Origin of the sequence: Streptomyces sp. NPDC048337, assembly GCF_043201175.1 — a bacterium.
GTDB lineage: Bacteria > Actinomycetota > Actinomycetes > Streptomycetales > Streptomycetaceae > Streptomyces.
Map to the genome: position 1 here is coordinate 1 of NZ_JBICYR010000025.1, position 16,198 is coordinate 16,198.

At 71.1% G+C, this 16,198-nt stretch carries 12 protein-coding genes; 5 read left to right on the forward strand and 7 right to left on the reverse strand.

What is annotated here, in order from left to right:
• The first annotated feature begins 184 nt into the window (after window positions 1-184).
• Entirely contained in the window at window positions 185-1,582 is a 1,398-nt protein-coding gene (locus ACGFYU_RS30980; RefSeq protein WP_393830627.1) for a hypothetical protein, read from the forward strand.
• A 41-nt stretch (window positions 1,583-1,623) separates the two neighbouring features.
• Here ACGFYU_RS30980 and ACGFYU_RS30985 read toward each other — a convergent pair whose 3' ends face one another.
• The 5 genes from ACGFYU_RS30985 to ACGFYU_RS31005 all read right to left on the reverse strand — a co-directional run bounded on the left by ACGFYU_RS30985 (window position 1,624) and on the right by ACGFYU_RS31005 (window position 5,432).
• Window positions 1,624-2,367: a nucleotidyl transferase AbiEii/AbiGii toxin family protein gene (locus tag ACGFYU_RS30985; RefSeq protein ID WP_393830628.1), complete on the reverse strand. Its 744-nt coding sequence runs from the start codon at window positions 2,365-2,367 to the stop codon at window positions 1,624-1,626.
• The gene (locus ACGFYU_RS30990) at window positions 2,367-2,693 is read right to left on the reverse strand and encodes a hypothetical protein (RefSeq protein WP_393830629.1); all 327 of its coding nucleotides are present in this window, start codon (window positions 2,691-2,693) and stop codon (window positions 2,367-2,369) included. Before ACGFYU_RS30990 ends, ACGFYU_RS30985 begins: the two co-directional genes overlap by 1 nt.
• A gap of 234 nt (window positions 2,694-2,927) precedes the next feature.
• Window positions 2,928-4,493: a Na+/H+ antiporter gene (locus ACGFYU_RS30995; RefSeq protein ID WP_393830630.1), complete on the reverse strand. Its 1,566-nt coding sequence runs from the start codon at window positions 4,491-4,493 to the stop codon at window positions 2,928-2,930.
• A 190-nt stretch (window positions 4,494-4,683) separates the two neighbouring features.
• On the reverse strand, window positions 4,684-4,998 hold the full coding sequence (locus ACGFYU_RS31000) for a hypothetical protein (protein WP_393830631.1): 315 nt from the start codon (window positions 4,996-4,998) through the stop codon (window positions 4,684-4,686).
• A 95-nt stretch (window positions 4,999-5,093) separates the two neighbouring features.
• Window positions 5,094-5,432 (reverse strand): SAV_915 family protein, encoded by a 339-nt coding sequence (locus tag ACGFYU_RS31005; RefSeq protein WP_393830632.1) that lies wholly within the window; start codon window positions 5,430-5,432, stop codon window positions 5,094-5,096.
• A gap of 299 nt (window positions 5,433-5,731) precedes the next feature.
• On the opposite strand from ACGFYU_RS31005, the gene ACGFYU_RS31010 reads away from it, so the two are divergent.
• On the forward strand, window positions 5,732-6,250 hold the full coding sequence (locus ACGFYU_RS31010) for a universal stress protein (RefSeq protein WP_393830633.1): 519 nt from the start codon (window positions 5,732-5,734) through the stop codon (window positions 6,248-6,250).
• 96 nt (window positions 6,251-6,346) lie between these two features.
• Here the strand turns inward: ACGFYU_RS31010 and ACGFYU_RS31015 are convergent, their stop codons facing one another.
• Complete coding sequence (locus ACGFYU_RS31015) at window positions 6,347-7,621, reverse strand: APC family permease (protein WP_393830634.1); 1,275 nt, start codon at window positions 7,619-7,621, stop codon at window positions 6,347-6,349.
• Between the two features lie 202 nt (window positions 7,622-7,823).
• On the opposite strand from ACGFYU_RS31015, the gene ACGFYU_RS31020 reads away from it, so the two are divergent.
• The gene (locus tag ACGFYU_RS31020; protein WP_393830635.1) at window positions 7,824-10,241 is read left to right on the forward strand and encodes a DUF4118 domain-containing protein; all 2,418 of its coding nucleotides are present in this window, start codon (window positions 7,824-7,826) and stop codon (window positions 10,239-10,241) included.
• Here the strand turns inward: ACGFYU_RS31020 and ACGFYU_RS31025 are convergent.
• Window positions 10,213-11,007 carry a GNAT family N-acetyltransferase gene (locus ACGFYU_RS31025; RefSeq protein ID WP_393830636.1) on the reverse strand — a complete coding sequence of 265 codons (795 nt, stop codon included), beginning with the start codon at window positions 11,005-11,007 and terminating at the stop codon, window positions 10,213-10,215. The genes ACGFYU_RS31020 and ACGFYU_RS31025 overlap by 29 nt on opposite strands.
• Before the next feature lie 499 nt (window positions 11,008-11,506).
• On the opposite strand from ACGFYU_RS31025, the gene ACGFYU_RS31030 reads away from it, so the two are divergent.
• Entirely contained in the window at window positions 11,507-14,098 is a 2,592-nt protein-coding gene (locus ACGFYU_RS31030) for an ATP-binding protein (RefSeq protein WP_393830706.1), read from the forward strand.
• Window positions 14,099-14,435: 337 nt separating this feature from the next.
• Window positions 14,436-15,836 carry a hypothetical protein gene (locus ACGFYU_RS31035; protein WP_393830637.1) on the forward strand — a complete coding sequence of 467 codons (1,401 nt, stop codon included), beginning with the start codon at window positions 14,436-14,438 and terminating at the stop codon, window positions 15,834-15,836.
• The last annotated feature ends 362 nt before the right edge of the window (window positions 15,837-16,198 follow it).

Sequence of the window (16,198 nt, forward strand, 5' to 3'; positions counted from 1 at the left end):
TCCATCGAGAGCATGGACAGCCTCTACCCAGACGACAACACCTGCCTGCCCGGCACCACCGAATGATCAGCTACACCACTCCAAGGGACATGACCGGGGCACTTCCCCGGATCGTGACCCGGGGGCGCAAATATCCGGTACATCGGTAGGTAGGCATCGGCTGCTGTAGGGGTGAGGTGTAGGCATGCAGCACTGGTCCCCGTTGAATGACCGCCGGCGAGAGCTCCTGCGGCGGCTGGACGCCAGCGAGGCACTGGGCTCGACGTCGGCTGAACGGCGCTCCGCGTACGCGCTGCGCGACCGAGGTCTGCTGGTCGTCGTACGCCGTGCTGGGGTGGTGCGGGCCGAAGTCACGGAGGCGGGGAAGTTCTATCTTGAGCATGGCCGCCATCCGGAGGATCCGCGGTATGCAGCGGTGCTCCCGGAAACGGTCAGGAAGACGCCGATGCCGTACTCGGAACGGCCTGTGGCGCAGGCGCGGCGCGCCAAGGCGGCGGCGCTGATCGAACGCCTCGTGGCCGAACGGCGGGTGGTCATCAAAGAGCCCGACGAGGCGACGGAAGGCGAATACCGGCGGGCCATCGACTATGCGAAGCGGCACCGCCTCACGCCGCCCGGGAAGCGCATTGAGAAGCTCCGCTTGTGGAACCGTGACCTTCAGATCTCCCTTGAGGACGGGCCGCAGCACCATGCGAAAGGAGAGAGACCGGAGAGTGCGCCGCCCGTCCCGGTGCCCGCCCAACTGCGGTCCCTTCATGCAGTGGTGGCTGCTCTCAAGGAAGACCGGTGCCGTCTCGTCGTGCCCGAGACTCTTCGGAGCAGGGCGCTGTGCCTGTTGCAGGGGCTGTGCGCGGAAGCGGTGAAGCGCGGCTACGCGGTACGCGAGCACCCGATGGCTGAGGGCTACCGCAGCCGGGCCTATGGCTACGGGGGCGCGTACGTCCCCTCTCGTCCCTCCCGGCGCGAGGGTGAGCTGGACCTGGTTGTCGGCGACTTCACGTACATGGTGACCATCAAGCAGGAATTCCCGCTGTCCGAGAACCCGGACCGAGCGCAGAGTCTGATGATCGAGCTCCCGTACAGTCGCTCGGGCCGCCAGGGCAAGTGGGCCGACCGGAAGGGGTGGAGGCTGGAGGACCTCCTCGGCGCGGTCCTGCGCGAGGTGGAAGTCCGCTCGAAAGAGGACGCGCAACGCCGGATCGACGAGGAGCGGGCTGAGGCGGACCGGAAGGTCCGGTGGCAGGCGGCGATGGACTCGGCTCGGGAAGAGGCGATCCAGGCCCAGCTCGTCACTGTCCTGCGTGAGCAGGCGAAGGACTGGCAGCAGGCGAGGGCGCTGAGCCAGTACTGCGATGCCCTGGAGCACCGGCTCGCCGCGTCGGGGGGCTCGGCAACCCCGGAAGCAGTCTCCAGCCGGCAGTGGCTGGAGTGGGCCCGCGCCTACGTAAGATCCCTGGACCCGCTACGGGAGCTGCCCGGGATGCCGTCGCCCCGAATCCCCGAGCCCGAGGAGCTGAAGCCGTACCTCAAGGGTTGGAGTCCGCGTGGCCCGGAAGGGCATGGCTACTCCTGGCGGAGGTGACCAAGCAGCGCTGTGGCCTGGCACGGGTACCGGCGCTTTGCCTACCGTCTGGTAGGTCTCCCGTGGTCCGGGTCCGGGTCAGGGTCCGGGTCTGGACCCGGCGCTGGGGCCGCGAGTGGGCTTGCGGCCTCGGCGCGCACTCGGTCGGTGAGCTCGCTGTGCCAGGCCGCGAACTCCTCGCGGATGGCGGCCGCGGCCGGGGCATCGAGGCCGTACGCGGCGAACTGTCTGTCCGTGTGGTGTTGGACGCGGGCAAGGGCGGACGCGTACTCGTCAAGGCTGGGGTCGGCCTCGTTCTGTGCAGCGAGTTCGAGCAGCCGGGCGCGTGTGTAGCCGGCCTTCCGCAGCGCGTTGACGTCGATCGCATCCCGGACTTCGGCGCGGCCGAACAGAGCGCCTGTCTTGGCTGCGGCGAGGTCGTCGAGGTGGAGGACCGGGCCGAGGTCTGACTCGACCGGCGGGTGGTGCAGCAGGTCGCCGACCAGTTCCACCTTGGACTGGGCGCCGGAGGCGGGATCGATGACGTGCAGGCGCGCGTACACCTGTGCCTGCTGGGTGACCTGGACCAGGTACCCGGCCGTCCGATACGCCTCGGCGAGGCGTGCGATCGCCTGCGACAGCTCCTCTTCGGCTCGTCCGATCGGGGTGAACAGGTCGACGTCGTCGCTGACGCGGCTGACGAGACGGTGGGCCTGGACGGCGTATCCGCCGGCGAGCCGGTAGCCGAAGTCCTTGGCGAGCGCTTCCAGGCCGATGCGGATGAGCCGGTGGTGCAGGTCTTCCACTATGCGGCCGCCGTCGGCGCGCCGGCGAGTTCGGGGAAGCGGGACTCCCAGGTGGCTCTCGCCGGGCCGGGCAGGAACAGGGTTCGCCAGTGGCTCCGGAGCATGTCGGCATTGAGGTGGGCTTGCAGGTCCTCGGGCGTCTGCGCCTCGCGGATCACCCGCTCGTACATCAGCAGCACGTCGGCGTCGTCGGCCAGGTCGTACTCGTAGTGCGGGCCCCAGTCCAGGTGGCGGGGCAGGACCACGAGGCCTTCCACCGGACCGCTCAGTTCCCCGAGCGAGCCCGGCAGGGTGTACGGCCGAAGCTGTGCGTACCTGCTGCTCATGCTCACCAGCATGCCCGAAACCCGAGCCCTGCGGAACGCGTATCCGCGGCCGCGGCGCATTCAGCAGGATCGGAGCCCGGTGGCGCCGGTCGATCTCGTAGGGCAGACCGCAAGGACGCCGGGAACCACAGCACGGCCGCGGCGGTCGCGGGGGTGGACCTGGAGATCGCGGCCGTGCTGGTCTGTTGCGTGTCGTACCGGACGGTGCTGGACCAGGCTGAGGCTGCCCGATCTTCAGGAGTCGGTGAGCCGGGCTTCCTCCAGGTCGAGGGTGCGTTGGAGGCGGCGGCGGGTGGTGTCGCTGATGCGGTGGTCGTCGTAGAGGCGCTGGAGTTCGGCGGCCTCCTCCAGGATGAGGTCGCGGCGCAGTTGCCGGTATATGCGATCGGCGGACTCGGCCGGGTCGTCGGTGTCGGCGAGCCGGTCGAGGGCGTGTTCCTTGCGGGCGGTGAGGGCGCGGCGCAGCCGGTCGAGGACCACGTCCGGTGCGGCTTCTAGTTCGGACAGCTCGTCCAGGCGGCGCAGGCCGGCGCCGGCGAGGCTGAGGCGGGCACCGGCCTCCTCGCGTTCGGTGTGGTCGGGTTCGAGCGCGATGCCGGAGCGCCGCACGACCGTGGCGAGTGAGAAGCCCTGGACGACCAGGGTGACGACCACCACCGACGAAGTGAGGACGAGTACCAGCGGCCGTTCGTGGAGTGGGGTGCCGTCGGCCGCGGCGACCGGTATGGACAGGGCGGCGGCCAGTGGCATCACGCCTCGGGTGCCGGCCCAGGAGAGGACCGCGGGGACCCGCCAGTCCGTCTTGCGGCGGCCGCCCTGTCGCTGGAGGAGGGCGGAGAGGGGGAAGACCCACAGGATGCGGACGGCGATGAGGGTGCCCGCCAGGGCGAGGGCGTAGAGGGGCCAGAGGCGGCTCCCGTCGCCCAGTTCCCGGATGAGGCCCGGCAGGGACAGCCCGATCAGGCTGAAGACGACGCTTTCCAGGAGGAAGACGACCGTGCCGTAGACGGCGTGCAGTTGGAGGCGGATGCGGGCGCTGGTGAGCCGGTCGGAGCGGCCGCCGAGCACCACCCCGGCCACGACCACGGAGGTCACCCCGGAGGTGTGGGCGGCCTCGGCCAGCACGTAGGCGGCGTACGGGGTGACGAGCGCGACGACGGTTTCCAGGATCGGGTCCTCGGTGCGGCGCCGGATCAGTACCACCACGCCTGCGACCGCTCCGCCGATCAGGGTTCCACCGCCCGCGAGCAGTGCGAACTCGCTGCCCGCATCACCCCAGGAGACGGCAGACGAGGCGATGGCGATGCTCACGGCGACCCGGAACAGGACGAGCGAGGTCGCGTCGTTGAACAGGCTCTCGGCCTGCACCGTCGTCTGGACCTTCGGTGGAAGCGCGAGTCGTCTTCCGAGCGCGGTCACGGCCACCGGGTCGGTGCTCGCGAGGATGGCGCCGAGGACGAGCGCCATCTGCCAGGACAGTGGGGTGAGGACGGAGGCGACGAATCCGACCACGGCGGCCGAGGCCAGTACGAGGCCCACGGCGAGGACGCTCACCGGCTTCCAGACTGCGCGCAGTTCGCGCCAGGAGACTTCCTCGGCGCTGGCGTACAGCAGGGGCGGGAGCACGACGAGCCCGATGATCTCGGGGGTGATGTGTATCTCGGGCGTCCCGGGCAGCAGGGCCACGGCCAGTCCCGCCACGACGAGGAGTGACGGGGCGGGGATACGCCAGCGGCGGGCACCGGTGGCGACCAAGGTCGCCAGCACCACGAGAAACAGAACCGTACCCACGCCACGCATGCCGCCCCCGAAGCCCGTTCAGAACGGGCCGGCCGGCCCGCACGCCGACCAGACTTCCCGGCACACCGCCCTCACCCTATAGGGGGCGGCTTCGCCGGGCCTCGCACTCGGCCTGGCTCCGAACCTGACCGCCGGGCCGTAGCGGGCCCGCTGGGTTGCCATGCGGTAACCCACCCGTCGCCGAACCTCTCTAAGGCGTGCCGCTTCTTTCACGGTTACCACTCGCGAACTGGCCCGCCATCATCACGATGAGGCCGGCCACGAGTATCCCGGCGCCGGTCATGGCGCCCCACTGGCGAGTGCGGGAGTCGCTTATCACCAGCCCGAAGACCACCTGCCAGAACAGGGCGAAGGCGACCGCCAACTGTCCCCAGCCGTAGAGGCGAGGACTGCGGATGTGGCGCCGGTTCATGGGGAGCACCCAGCCGCGGGCGATCGCCGCCACGCCGGAGGCGGCAACGAGCATCGCCACCAAAACAATGGGGAGGGCGAGGTAGAACATCATGGTCTCTTCCTGTGCGCCGAACCCACGCCGGGCGCCGACGTGATGGTGGCACTGTCCACACCGGGTGTCCATCTTGCGGTGGCAGGGGTTCCTCGTCAGCCGATGCGAACCGTGACACGGTTCGGCTCGTGAGGCGTCGGGGTGGGCGCGGGAGCCGACAGGGTCGGGTCGACGGTGACCAGGTCCGCGCCGAGCGGTTCGCACAGCTCCAGCAGCAAGGGCTCGGACAGCCGGATGTACGGCTGGCCCTGACCGAGCGTCGCGGTCAGCCGGGCCGCGTTGGTGAAACCGACGGCCGTGCGCGTGCCCAGCGGAGTGCGGAACAGCCGAATGACCGCAGCAGGTCCTCTTCCCGGCCGGACGGGCACGCACAGAAGCCCGGCCGGGATCTGTTCTTCGGGCTCGGAATCGTCGGCGTACTGGAACAGACACATGGGGTCCTCCTTGAGGAACCGCGAAGGATGGGCGACGCCCCGGGTGCGGGGAGGCAGTCCGGGGCGCATCACGGAAGCTATCCCCGCGTGCGCTCCTTCGGCGTGCCTCCTGACGGCACCTTGATGGTGATTGATCGACTTCATACACGTCGCTGACGGCCGGCGGGTTGCGGCATCAGAAACCCGTCAGGGTTTCCGGATCCGGCGTCAGAAGACCGTAAGCAAACCTGCCCGATGCCCACGTGCCGCCGTTCCATGGAGTGCGCGAGGCGCGAGGCATCAAGCAGGAGGGCAGGACGGTGCGAGGACGAGTCGTGGCGGGTACGTGCGGATCACTCGGGAGCCTGACGGCATTGCACCGGGCCCGCGCCGAGGCCCGCACGCGGGACGCCGAGCTGTGGGTCGTACTGGCCTGGCAGCCGCCGTTGGGCGGACCTGGCGGCCGACGCACCGGCGGCGGCACGCCGCTGCTCGCGGAATCCCGGGCCGCGGCGGTCGAGCGACTACGGGAACTCCTGGGCACCGCCTTCGGCGAGGGCGGGCCGGGCGTGACGCTGGCAGGACTGGCTGTGCGGGGCACTCCGGGCGGCGCATTGGTGGACATGGTCCGGGACCCTGACGACCTCCTCGTCGTCGGTACGGGCTCGCGCGGGCCGCTGCTCCGCGCGCTGAGGCCCTCGGTGGCCCGGTACTGCATGGCTCACGCACCCTGCCCGGTCCTGGCCGTGCCGCCAAGCCCGCTCCAGGCCGACCTGGACGCCGTACGCAGGCGCATCGCGTGGCGGCTGCCGCTGGACACCGCCGACCTTGTGAGGTGATTCCTGTGCCCGGACCCATGCTCGTGCAGGACCGCAACTGGACGGGGAACGCCCGGGCCGCAGCCGTTACGGCCGTGCTGTTCCCATGGCGAAGTGTCAGTGGCGGGAGCTGTCGGTCCTGGCTTTCCGCAGGCCGTATACGCCGGCCCCGAGGATGAGGACCGCGGCGCCGGAGATGACGGTGCTCAGGGGCAGGGCGAAAGCGAGAACCGCGCAGCCGGCCAGGCCGATGACGGGGACGAGGCGGTTGGGCCGGCCTTCTTGGGGGGTGAGGGTCCAGGTGGAGGCGTTGGCCACGGCGTAGTAGGCCAGGACCCCGAAGGAGGAGAAGCCGATCGCGCCCCGTACGTCGGTGGTCGCGGCGAGCAGTGCGACGACGGCGCCGACGGCCAGTTCGGCGTGGTGCGGGACACCGAAGCGGGGGTGGACGGCGGCCAGGGCGTGTGGCAGATGCCGGTCGCGGGCCATCGCCAGGGTGGTGCGGGAGACCCCGAGGATCAGCGCGAGCAGTGAGCCGAGCGCGGCGACGGCTCCGCCCACGCGGACGACGGGCACCAGCCCGTCGGCTCCTGCGGCGCGTGCCGCGTCGGACAGCGGGGCGGTGGAGTCCGCCAGCCCGCCCGGTCCCAGGACGGTCAGGACGGCGATGGCGACGACCGTGTAGACGCCGAGGGTGATGCCGAGCGCGATCGGGATGGCGCGCGGGATGGTGCGGGCGGGGTCACGGACTTCCTCGCCGAGGGTGGCGATGCGGGCGTATCCGGCGAAAGCGAAGAACAGCAGGCCGGCCGCCTGGAGCACCCCGCCGACGGTGGCGTCCGCTCCGATGTCCAGCCGCGCGGTGTCCGCGTCGGCGGAGGTCAGGGCGGCGACGGCCACGGCGGCGAGTACGGCCAGGACGACCGCGACGATGACGCGGGTGAGGAGTGCGGACTTCTGCACCCCGGCGTAGTTCACCGCGGTCAGCGCCACCACCGCGGCAACGGCCACCGAGTGCGACTGGCCGGGCCACAGGTACGTGCCGACCGTGAGGGCCATGGCCGCGCAGGAGGCGGTCTTGCCGACGACGAACGCCCAGCCGGCCAGGTAGCCCCAGAAGGCGCCCAGGCGCTCGCGGCCGTAGACGTAAGTGCCGCCGGACTGCGGATAGAGGGCGGCGAGCCGGGCCGAAGAGGTTGCGTTGCAGTAGGCCACGACCGCGGCCAGGGCCAGGGCGAGCAGCAGCCCGGAACCGGCGGCACCGGCCGCCGGGCCGAGCGCGGCGAAGATCCCGGCCCCGATCATGGAGCCCAGGCCGATCATCACCGCGTCGGACACCCCCAGACGACGCTTCATCGCGCCCGCGCCCGCTGACGCCTCCACCGTGTTCATCACTCGCTCCTTCTCGTACCGGTCTTCGACTCGGCGCACGGTAGCCGAGGAAGATGTCGGGCCGGGGGTGCCGCCGGAACGCCAGTGTGCTGGTGGCGGGCGTGATCGGGTGATCGTCTTCCCCGGGCCGGCCGTGGGGACGATTGATCAGGCGGCGGCATCCTGCACGCCGCACCATGGAGGTGTCGGCGGGAGAAGTGCCATGGCGCGCGGACGGTTGCAGATCTTCCTCGGGGCGGCCCCAGGGGTGGGCAAGACCTACGCCATGCTGGAAGAGGGGCAGCGGCTGCGGGCCGCCGGCTCCGACGTGGTCGTCGGGTTCGTCGAGGCACACGGACGGCGCCCCACCGCCGCGATGGCGGAAGGGCTCGAGACGGTGGAAGGTCAGGCCCTGACCCACCGGGGCGTGCCCTTCACGGAGATGGACCTCGACGCCGTGCTGGCCCGCCGACCCCAGGTCGCCCTGGTCGACGAGCTGGCCCACACCAATGTCCCCGGCACCCGCAACGCCAAGCGCTGGCAGGACGTCGAAGAGCTGCTGGATGCCGGTATCGACGTGGCCACCACGGTCAACGTCCAGCACCTGGAGTCGCTGAACGACGTGGTCATGCAGATCACCGGCGTCCGACAGCGCGAGACCCTCCCCGACGAAGTGGCGCGCCGAGCCGATCAGATCGAGCTCGTCGACCTGCCCCCCGAGGTGCTGCGCCGGCGCATGGTCCACGGCGACATCTATTCGCCGGACCGCATCGAGGCGGCTCTCACCCACTACTTCCGCGTCGGCAACCTCATCGCGCTGCGCGAGCTGGCGCTGCTGTGGCTCGCCGACCGGGTGGAAGAGGGCTTGCAGCGCTACCGTGCCGAGCACGGAATCGCGGCCCTCTGGGAGACACGGGAACGGATCCTCGTCGCCCTGACCGGGGGACCGGAGGGCGAGACCCTGATCCGCCGGGCGGCCCGGATCACCGCCCGCACTCCCGGCAGCGAGCTGCTGGCCCTGCACGTGACGCCTGCCGACGGGCTCGCCACGACCGATCCCGCCGCTCTGGACAACCAGCGCAGGCTCGTCGAGTCGCTCGGCGGCGGCTACCACCAGACCACGGGCGACGACGTGGTCGCTTCCTTGATGGACTTCGCACGGGCGGAGAACGTCACCCAGATCGTCCTCGGCGCCAGCCGTCGCGGGCGGCTCGGCATGATGCTGGCGCCCGGGGTCGGCCACCGTACCGTGCGCGCCTCCGGCCCGGTCGATGTCCACGTGGTCACCCACGACGAGGCAGCGGGCACCGGCTTCCCGGTACGGCTGCCGCACCCGGGCAGCAGGAGCGGGACCGGACCGCGCAGGTTCTGGGTGGCGCTGGCGGGAGCCGTGCTGCTCCTGCCCCTCCTGACCCTGGCCATGGCCGCGCTGCGCGACCACCTCGACCTGTCCACCGTGCTCGTGGCGTACCTGCTCCTGGTGGTCGTGACCGCGCTGGTGGGAGGGCTGCTGCCGGCTCTCGTGGCCGCGGTGGGCGCCGCTCTCCTCGCCGACTACTACTTCGTCCTGCCTCTGCACTCGCCGGCCATCGAGCAGGGCGCCGACATCCTGGCGCTGTCGGTGTTCGTCGTCACCGCCGCTCTCATCGGCGGGACTACGGGGGTGGCGGCCAGGCGCTCCCGCCAGGCCGTCCGCGCCACGGCCGAGGCTCGTGCCATGACCCGCATGGCCACCGCCGTAGCCCATGGGGTGGACCTGCCCAGCCTCGTCGAGCAGGTCCGGGAGGAGTTCGGGCTGGCCTCCGTCAGTCTGCTGGAGCGCGACTCCGGGGACACCGTCGGCCCTCGCTGGTACGTCGTCGCCAGTGCCGGCGAGGGCCCTCCGGAGCGCCCGTACGAGGCCGACGCGGAATGTCCCGTCGCCGAGGGCCTCGTGCTGGCCGCACGCGGCTCCCTGAGCACGGATGACCAGCAGGTCCTCGGTGCGTGCGCCGCTCAGCTGGGCGTGGCGTACGAGCAGGGCCGCCTCGCGCTGCGCGCGGCCGAGACCGACGACCTAGCCGAGGCCGAACGGACGCGCGCGGCGCTGATCAGGGTCGCCGGCCAGGACCTGCGGGAGCGCCTGCGCAGCGCCGAAGCCGCCCTCGACGGTCCGTACGCGGATGCTGCTCCGGCGCTCGCGTCCGTACGCCGGGCCGCCCAGATCGTTGCCGACCTCGACGATCTGAGCCGACTGCACGGCGGCGCCCTCGACCTCTACCTACGGCCCGTCGACGTCAACGAGGTGCTGACCGCAGTCCTCGACGACATCGGCCCCGGCGGCCGCACGCTCGACATCCGGCTGCCGGGGTCGCTGCCGGACGTGATCGCCGATGCCGCCCTGCTCACGCGGGTGCTGACCGCCCTCGTCGCCGACGCACTCCGCTCCGGGGTGGCCGCCCCGGCCCTGCTGGCCGAGGAGGAGCCGCCGGACCAGGTCCGGATCCGCGTGAACGGCGGCCGGGCCGATCCGTCGAGGGACGACAGCCTGGCCCTGCGCCTGGCCAGGGACCTCATCGAGGCGATGGGAGGCACCTTCGACACCGCGGGGAACGGCGGCTTCGGGGTGGCTCTCACCCTGCCCGCCTCGGGACACCGTTGAGGATCAGCCCACGGGAGACCGGCCTGCCCGTGACGTGGTGAACGTACTCCCGGACCAGCCGGAAGCCCGCCGTCCAGGCGAGCAGCCGGCTGGGCCGGTTGTCGCGCGAGCAGCACCAGCTCGCGGTGCGGCCGCGGGCGGCGATGTCCTGGGTGAGGGCGGTGACGCAGGCGAGCGCGAGACGTTCGCGGCGCCGGTCCGGGTGGGTGAGGACGGCGATGTCCTCGTAGGCGCTGCCCTTGAAGCGGGTGCAGGCCAGGGCCAGCATCCGGCCTTCGGCGAAGGCGGCCCAGCCGTAGCCCGAGGAGGCGAGGTTGACCGTCCGACCCCAAGTGGCATGGATCCAGGCGCTGTCGGATCCCAGGGAGTCGAGGGCGAGGGCGTCGTCGATGGTGAGTCGACGTACGGTCACTCCGTGCCGCACGAGGGGTATGGCGGTCGGCACCTGATGGACGTAGACCATGCGCTCCCACGGCGTCACCCGGTCGAAGGCGGAGTGCAGGGCGGGCGCGAAGTGGGCGGGGGCCTCGACGTAGCTCAGGGCGAACGGTGTGAGCGCGCCGACGGCCAGGGCCCGGGGGTCCCCGCGCAGCAGTACCTGGTCTCCGCACGTGACCGCGAGGGCGCGCGGCTGGATGGCGCGGTCGACCCACCAGCGGCCCGTGCCCGTGGACACCGCGTGCTCGACGAGGGCGCCGGGACCGGGCGTGCCCGAGGGGAACCAGCGGGTGAGGGAGGGAAGTTGGTGTGATGGAATTTCGAACACGGTGTACCCCCGAGGAGTGACGGAAGTGGGGCTGCCCAAGACGTTGGGCGACCCCGCTTCCGGGTCACCAAGATGGTGCGTCCGGACATCGGGTACGGGCGGGAAGCAGGCATGGTGGAATTCCGGAAACGGGCCCGCGCCGATAGGCCGGGGGCAGGATGAGGCCCCGCGCGGCAGGGAGGGAGCCGCGCGGGGGAGGAACGGCCGCAGTGGACGAACAGTCGGCGGCCGCGGGTGAATCCGGTGCGTCAGCGCACCGGAAGGCGCACGGCGCGCATGGCTGACGGCGCCGTATGAGGCGGCCGGTCGTCGTGGCGTAGAGCGGTATTCACAGCCCTGATCCAACCTGGCCTCGGCCTCCGGCTCAAGGCTTCCGGGCGTTCCTTGACGCTTCCCTTCCGGTGTCCGTCACGTTGGAGGCTCCTTGCCGGAAATTAAAGGTCAGGACCGCGTCAAGGTCCTGGGGCCGGTCCGTGACAGGAGCCCGTCTCGCCTGATGATGACCTGGTTACGGCATGCCCGGCGCCGCAGGTGTCCGGTGACAGGGGAGGCGGGTTCGGTGGTGGCAGCGGATGTCCGGCGCGGAAGGTTGAAGGTTTTCCTCGGCGCGGCACCTGGGGTGGGCAAGACGTACCGGATGCTCGACGAGGGCCGGCGCAGGGCGGAGCGTGGTACGGATGTGGTGGTGGCGTTCGTCGAGTGCCACGGGCGCCGCCGTACCGAGGAGAAGCTCGGCGGCCTGGAGGTCGTGCCCCGCTCACCGTGCACGTATCGGGGCAGCCCCTTCGAGGAGATGGATCTCGACGGGGTCCTCGCGCGGCGGCCGGCGGTGGCGCTGGTCGACGAGCTTCCGCACAGCAATGTGCCCGGTGGCCGCAATGCCAAGCGCTGGCAGGACGTCGAGGAACTGCTCGCCGCGGGGATCGATGTCCTCACCACCGTGAACATCCAGCACCTGGATTCCCTTAACGACGTCGTCGAGAAGATCACCAAGGTGCAGCAGTACGAGACGGTGCCGGACGACGTGGTCCGCCGCGCCGACGAGATCGAGCTGGTGGACCTGCCCGCCGAGGGGCTGCGGCGTCGCATGGCCCACGGAGACATCTACGCGCCGGAGAAGGTGGACGCGGCGCTGGCCAACTACTTCCGCGTCGGGAATCTGACCGCCCTGCGCGAGCTGGCCCTGCTGTGGTTGGCGGGGCGGGTCGACGAGGCGCTGCAGAGATACCGGTCCGAGCACGGCATAGGCGGGGTGTGGGAGACCCGGGAACGGGTCGTGGTCGCCCTTACGGGTGGTGCCGAGGGTGTGACGCTCATTCGCCGGGCGACCAGGATCGCCGCTCGATCGGCCGGCGGGAACCTGCTTGCCGTACACATCGCGCGCAGTGACGGACTCGCGGGCGGGGCGTCGTCCGCCGCGCTGGGGCGCCAGCGGGCGCTCGTGGAGAGCCTCGGCGGCAGCTACCACTGCGTCGTCGGGGACGATGTCCCCACCGCGCTGCTGGAGTTCGCCCGCGCGGAGAACGCCACGCAGCTGGTGCTCGGCACCAGCAGACGGAGCCGCCTGGAGCGCTTCCTCTCCGGGCGCGGCATCGGGGAGACGGTCGTCGGGCACTCCGGCGATATCGATGTCCACATGGTCACCCATGAACGGGCGGGACGCGGGCGGTTGTTGCCGTCCCGGCGGCGCACGCTCCCGACGTCACGGCTCGTAGCGGGGCCCGTCTCGGGCCTGGTGCTCCCGATCGCTCTGACGTTCCTGCTCGACCATACGCGCGGGAGCCTGAACCTCACCAGCGAGGCCCTGCTCTTCCTGCTCGCCGTCGTCGGTGTGGCCTGCGTCGGCGGGGTAGCTTCCGCCGTAGTGGCCTCGGTGACCGCCTCGTTGCTGCTCAACTACTGGTTCATACCGCCCACAGGGGCTTTCACGACAACCCTCGACAGCACGCTGGCCACCTTGGTGTTCGCCGTGGTGGCAGGCACGGTGGCCGCCGTGGTGGACCGGTCATTGCGGCTTTCGCGTCGCTCCGCGAGGGCGACGGCCGAAGCCGAGACGCTTTCCTCACTGGCAGGATCGATCGTCCGAGGCGACCAAACCGTTCCCGCGCTCCTGGAGCGCGCGAGGGAGACCTTCGGTATGGACTCCGTCGAGTTGGTGCACGAAGCCGAACCCGTGAGTGACGCGGCCGGGGGAGTCCCCGTCGTACAGGTCCCGATCGGGCAGGACGCGTACCTCGTGCTGCGCGGCCGCACTCTGCCGTCCTCCGAACGCCGGGTCCTCACCGCCTTCGCCGCACACGTCACCGCCGCGGTGGAGCGGGCCCGTCTCGCCGAGGCGGCCGCCGAGATCGAGCCGGTCAAGGCCGCGGACCGGATGCGTACGGCCCTGCTCGCCGCGGTCAGCCACGACCTGCGCACCCCGCTCGCCGGAGGCTGGGCCGCCATCAGCTCCCTGCGCAGCCGCGACGTGGAGTTCAGCGCCGAGGACCGGGCCGAACTCCTCGCCACCGCTGACGAATCGATGGCGAGGCTGAATCGGCTGATCGAGAACCTCCTCGACATGAGCCGCCTGCAGGCCGGGGCACTGAACCTGAGCCTGCGCCCCACCGTTCTGGAAGAGGTCCTGCCGGCTGCCCTGGAATCCCTGCCCCCCGACGCACCCGTGATCGAGGTGCGTGGAGTGGACGCGGTTCCCGCCGTGCTGGCCGACCCGCCCTTGCTGGAGCGGGTGGTGGCCAACCTGCTCAGCAATGCGGCGCGTTACTCCCCACCCGGCACGTCGGTGCTGCTGACGGCCAGCGCGCTCGCCGACCGTGTGGAGTTCCGCGTCATCGACCGCGGCCCCGGGCTGCCCGCCGCCGACCGGGAGAAGGCCTTCATCCCCTTCCAACGGATGGGGGACACCGACAACACCACCGGCGTCGGGCTCGGCCTCGCGCTGTCGCGCGGACTCACGGAGTCGATGGCGGGAACGCTCACGCCCGAAGACACCCCTGGCGGCGGCCTGACGATGGTCCTCGACCTGCCTGCTGCCCAGCCGCTCGTCTCAGCCACTGCCGAAGGCCGGGGAGTCCGCTCCGACCTGCCCTGACACGGGAGCGCTTGGATCTCGTCAAGGACACGTCAAAGGTGTGACTTCGGCGTCAGAGGCGCGTTAACGACCGGACTGAATCGAACGATTGAGCTCCATGCTCTCTGGTGCACGGGACCGCACGAGCGGTCCGTGGCGTGAGCCTGGAGGGCGAGTGACGATCACCGCCGGTACGGAGCGGCATGCGGGAGCGGGGGCTCCGGAAACCGCCGGAACGCACCACGAACCCCCCGCGCACGAAGGAGAGATACCGGGCCCGCCGACCCAAGGGGGACCGCAGACAGGGCGGCGGCCGGGGCGACGGGCTCCACTTCCCGTCGCCCGGCTCGTCCGGTACGTGGTCGGCCGCTACGGGGAGTCCCTCCCCGGCCGGCTGCTGTTGGGTCGTGCGGTGTGCCTGCTGCTTGCCGTCGGCCTGCTCATCCTGCTCGGGGTGTCCTCGCTCGGGATGTCCGGAGTCTGGGACGAGACCGTCCGGCGCAGTGCGCCCCGTACGATCGCCGCGACCCAGCTCAACCTGGCACTCAACAACATGGACGCACAGGCCGCGAACATCCTTCTCTCCAGCGGGGAGTCGGGTACCGGCAAAGGGCGGCTCGACGAGTCGTACGGCAAGGCCACCGGCTTCTACAAAGAGGCCCAGGACACCATCAGCCGCTCCCTGCGCACACTCTCCGCGGCCGCCGAGGGCGACAAGGCCACCGAGAACACCGTCATCACCATCACCGAGGACTTCGCGCACTACCAGGAGCTCATCGGCCGGGCCCTGGAGAACGACGAGCACCCCGACGGCAAGGACGCCGCCCGCGCGGACTACCGGACGGCGACCGACCTCCTCTCGGCGCGCCTGCTGCCGGAGTCGCGCGAGCTGGTCGATGCCAACAACCAGGTCTACAACCGGATGTACGACGCCACTCGGGGCGACCTCGCGGTGCAGCGTGTCGCCGAAGCCATCCTGGGCGTACTGCTGATCGCCGCGCTCGTCCTGCTCCAGGTACGTCTGGCCCGCAGCTTCCAACGGGTCTTCAACCCGGCCCTGCTCGCCGCCACCCTCTGCGCGGTGGTCGCCGTGGTGTCCGCCGCGCAACTGCTCGCGGTCAACGACGACCGGATGAAGGTGGCCCGTCGGGACTCCTTCGATTCGGTGGTCGCGCTGTCGCGGGCCAAGGCGATCGGCTACGACGCCAACGCGGACGAGAGCCGCTACCTCCTCGACCCGTCCCGCAGGCCAGGCTATGAGGAGTCCTTCCACGACAAGTCGCAGGAGCTGTACGGGATCGAGGGCGCGAGCCTGTCCACGTACGACGCGAAGCTCACCGAGACTTGGGCTGCCTACCGGTCGGAGCACAACGACAAACGCTTCTCCGGTGAATTCCGGCGCGAGCTCGACAACGTCACCTTCGCCGGTGAGCGGGACGCCGCCGAGAAGGCCGTCGAGGCGTATGCCGTCTACGAGAGCGACGACCGGAGCTTCCGGAAGCTGGTGGGGGAGGGGAAGCAGGTGGAAGCCACCCTCTTCTGCATCGGCTGGGCCTCGGACACCTCCAACGCCCACTTCGGGAACTGGATGCGGGCCCTCGACCGGGTCACCGCCATCAACCAGTCGCACTTCGAGCGGGCGACGGCAGAGGGACGCGACTCGCTCATCACGCTGGCGCCGGCGGCAGGCGTCGCACTGCTGCTCGCAGCAGGATTGACCGTACTCGGGCTGCGGCCGCGCCTCGCCGAGTTCCGCTGACGCCTTGGCGGCAGTCCGCAGTTCAGGTCCTGCCACGCCGTCGGTTGTCGGGACTCCCGACGATTCCTCCGACCTCGACGGCGCATCAGGGTCACCCCGCCACCTTGTCGGCCGTCGCTGCGGGAGAGCCGACCGCCGATCCGGAGGCCCCGGCGGGGAACCAGCGGACGAGGGCCGGAAGTCGATCGGACGGCAGATTGATCGCGGGAGCTTCCTCGGACGGGACATGGGGGCGGGGGGGGCCCGGGCGGGGGGGCGCCCCCCCGGGGGGGGGGTGGGGTTATTTGCGGGGGGGGGGGGGGGGGTGGGGGCCCTGTTGTCGGGGGGGCAGGTGTTTGGGGGGGGGGTGGGGACGGGCGGTC

What these genes read in the sequence shown, in the direction of transcription:
- ACGFYU_RS31015 (WP_393830634.1), bottom strand. Translation starts at nt 7,621, where the DNA reads ATGAACACGGTGGAGGCGTCAGCGGGCGCGGGCGCGATGAAGCGTCGT.
- ACGFYU_RS31005 (WP_393830632.1), bottom strand. Translation starts at nt 5,432, where the DNA reads ATGTGTCTGTTCCAGTACGCCGACGATTCCGAGCCCGAAGAACAGATC.
- ACGFYU_RS31030 (WP_393830706.1), top strand. Translation starts at nt 11,507, where the DNA reads ATGACCTGGTTACGGCATGCCCGGCGCCGCAGGTGTCCGGTGACAGGG.
- ACGFYU_RS30995 (WP_393830630.1), bottom strand. Translation starts at nt 4,493, where the DNA reads ATGCGTGGCGTGGGTACGGTTCTGTTTCTCGTGGTGCTGGCGACCTTG.
- ACGFYU_RS31020 (WP_393830635.1), top strand. Translation starts at nt 7,824, where the DNA reads ATGGCGCGCGGACGGTTGCAGATCTTCCTCGGGGCGGCCCCAGGGGTG.
- ACGFYU_RS30980 (WP_393830627.1), top strand. Translation starts at nt 185, where the DNA reads ATGCAGCACTGGTCCCCGTTGAATGACCGCCGGCGAGAGCTCCTGCGG.
- ACGFYU_RS31000 (WP_393830631.1), bottom strand. Translation starts at nt 4,998, where the DNA reads ATGATGTTCTACCTCGCCCTCCCCATTGTTTTGGTGGCGATGCTCGTT.
- ACGFYU_RS30990 (WP_393830629.1), bottom strand. Translation starts at nt 2,693, where the DNA reads ATGAGCAGCAGGTACGCACAGCTTCGGCCGTACACCCTGCCGGGCTCG.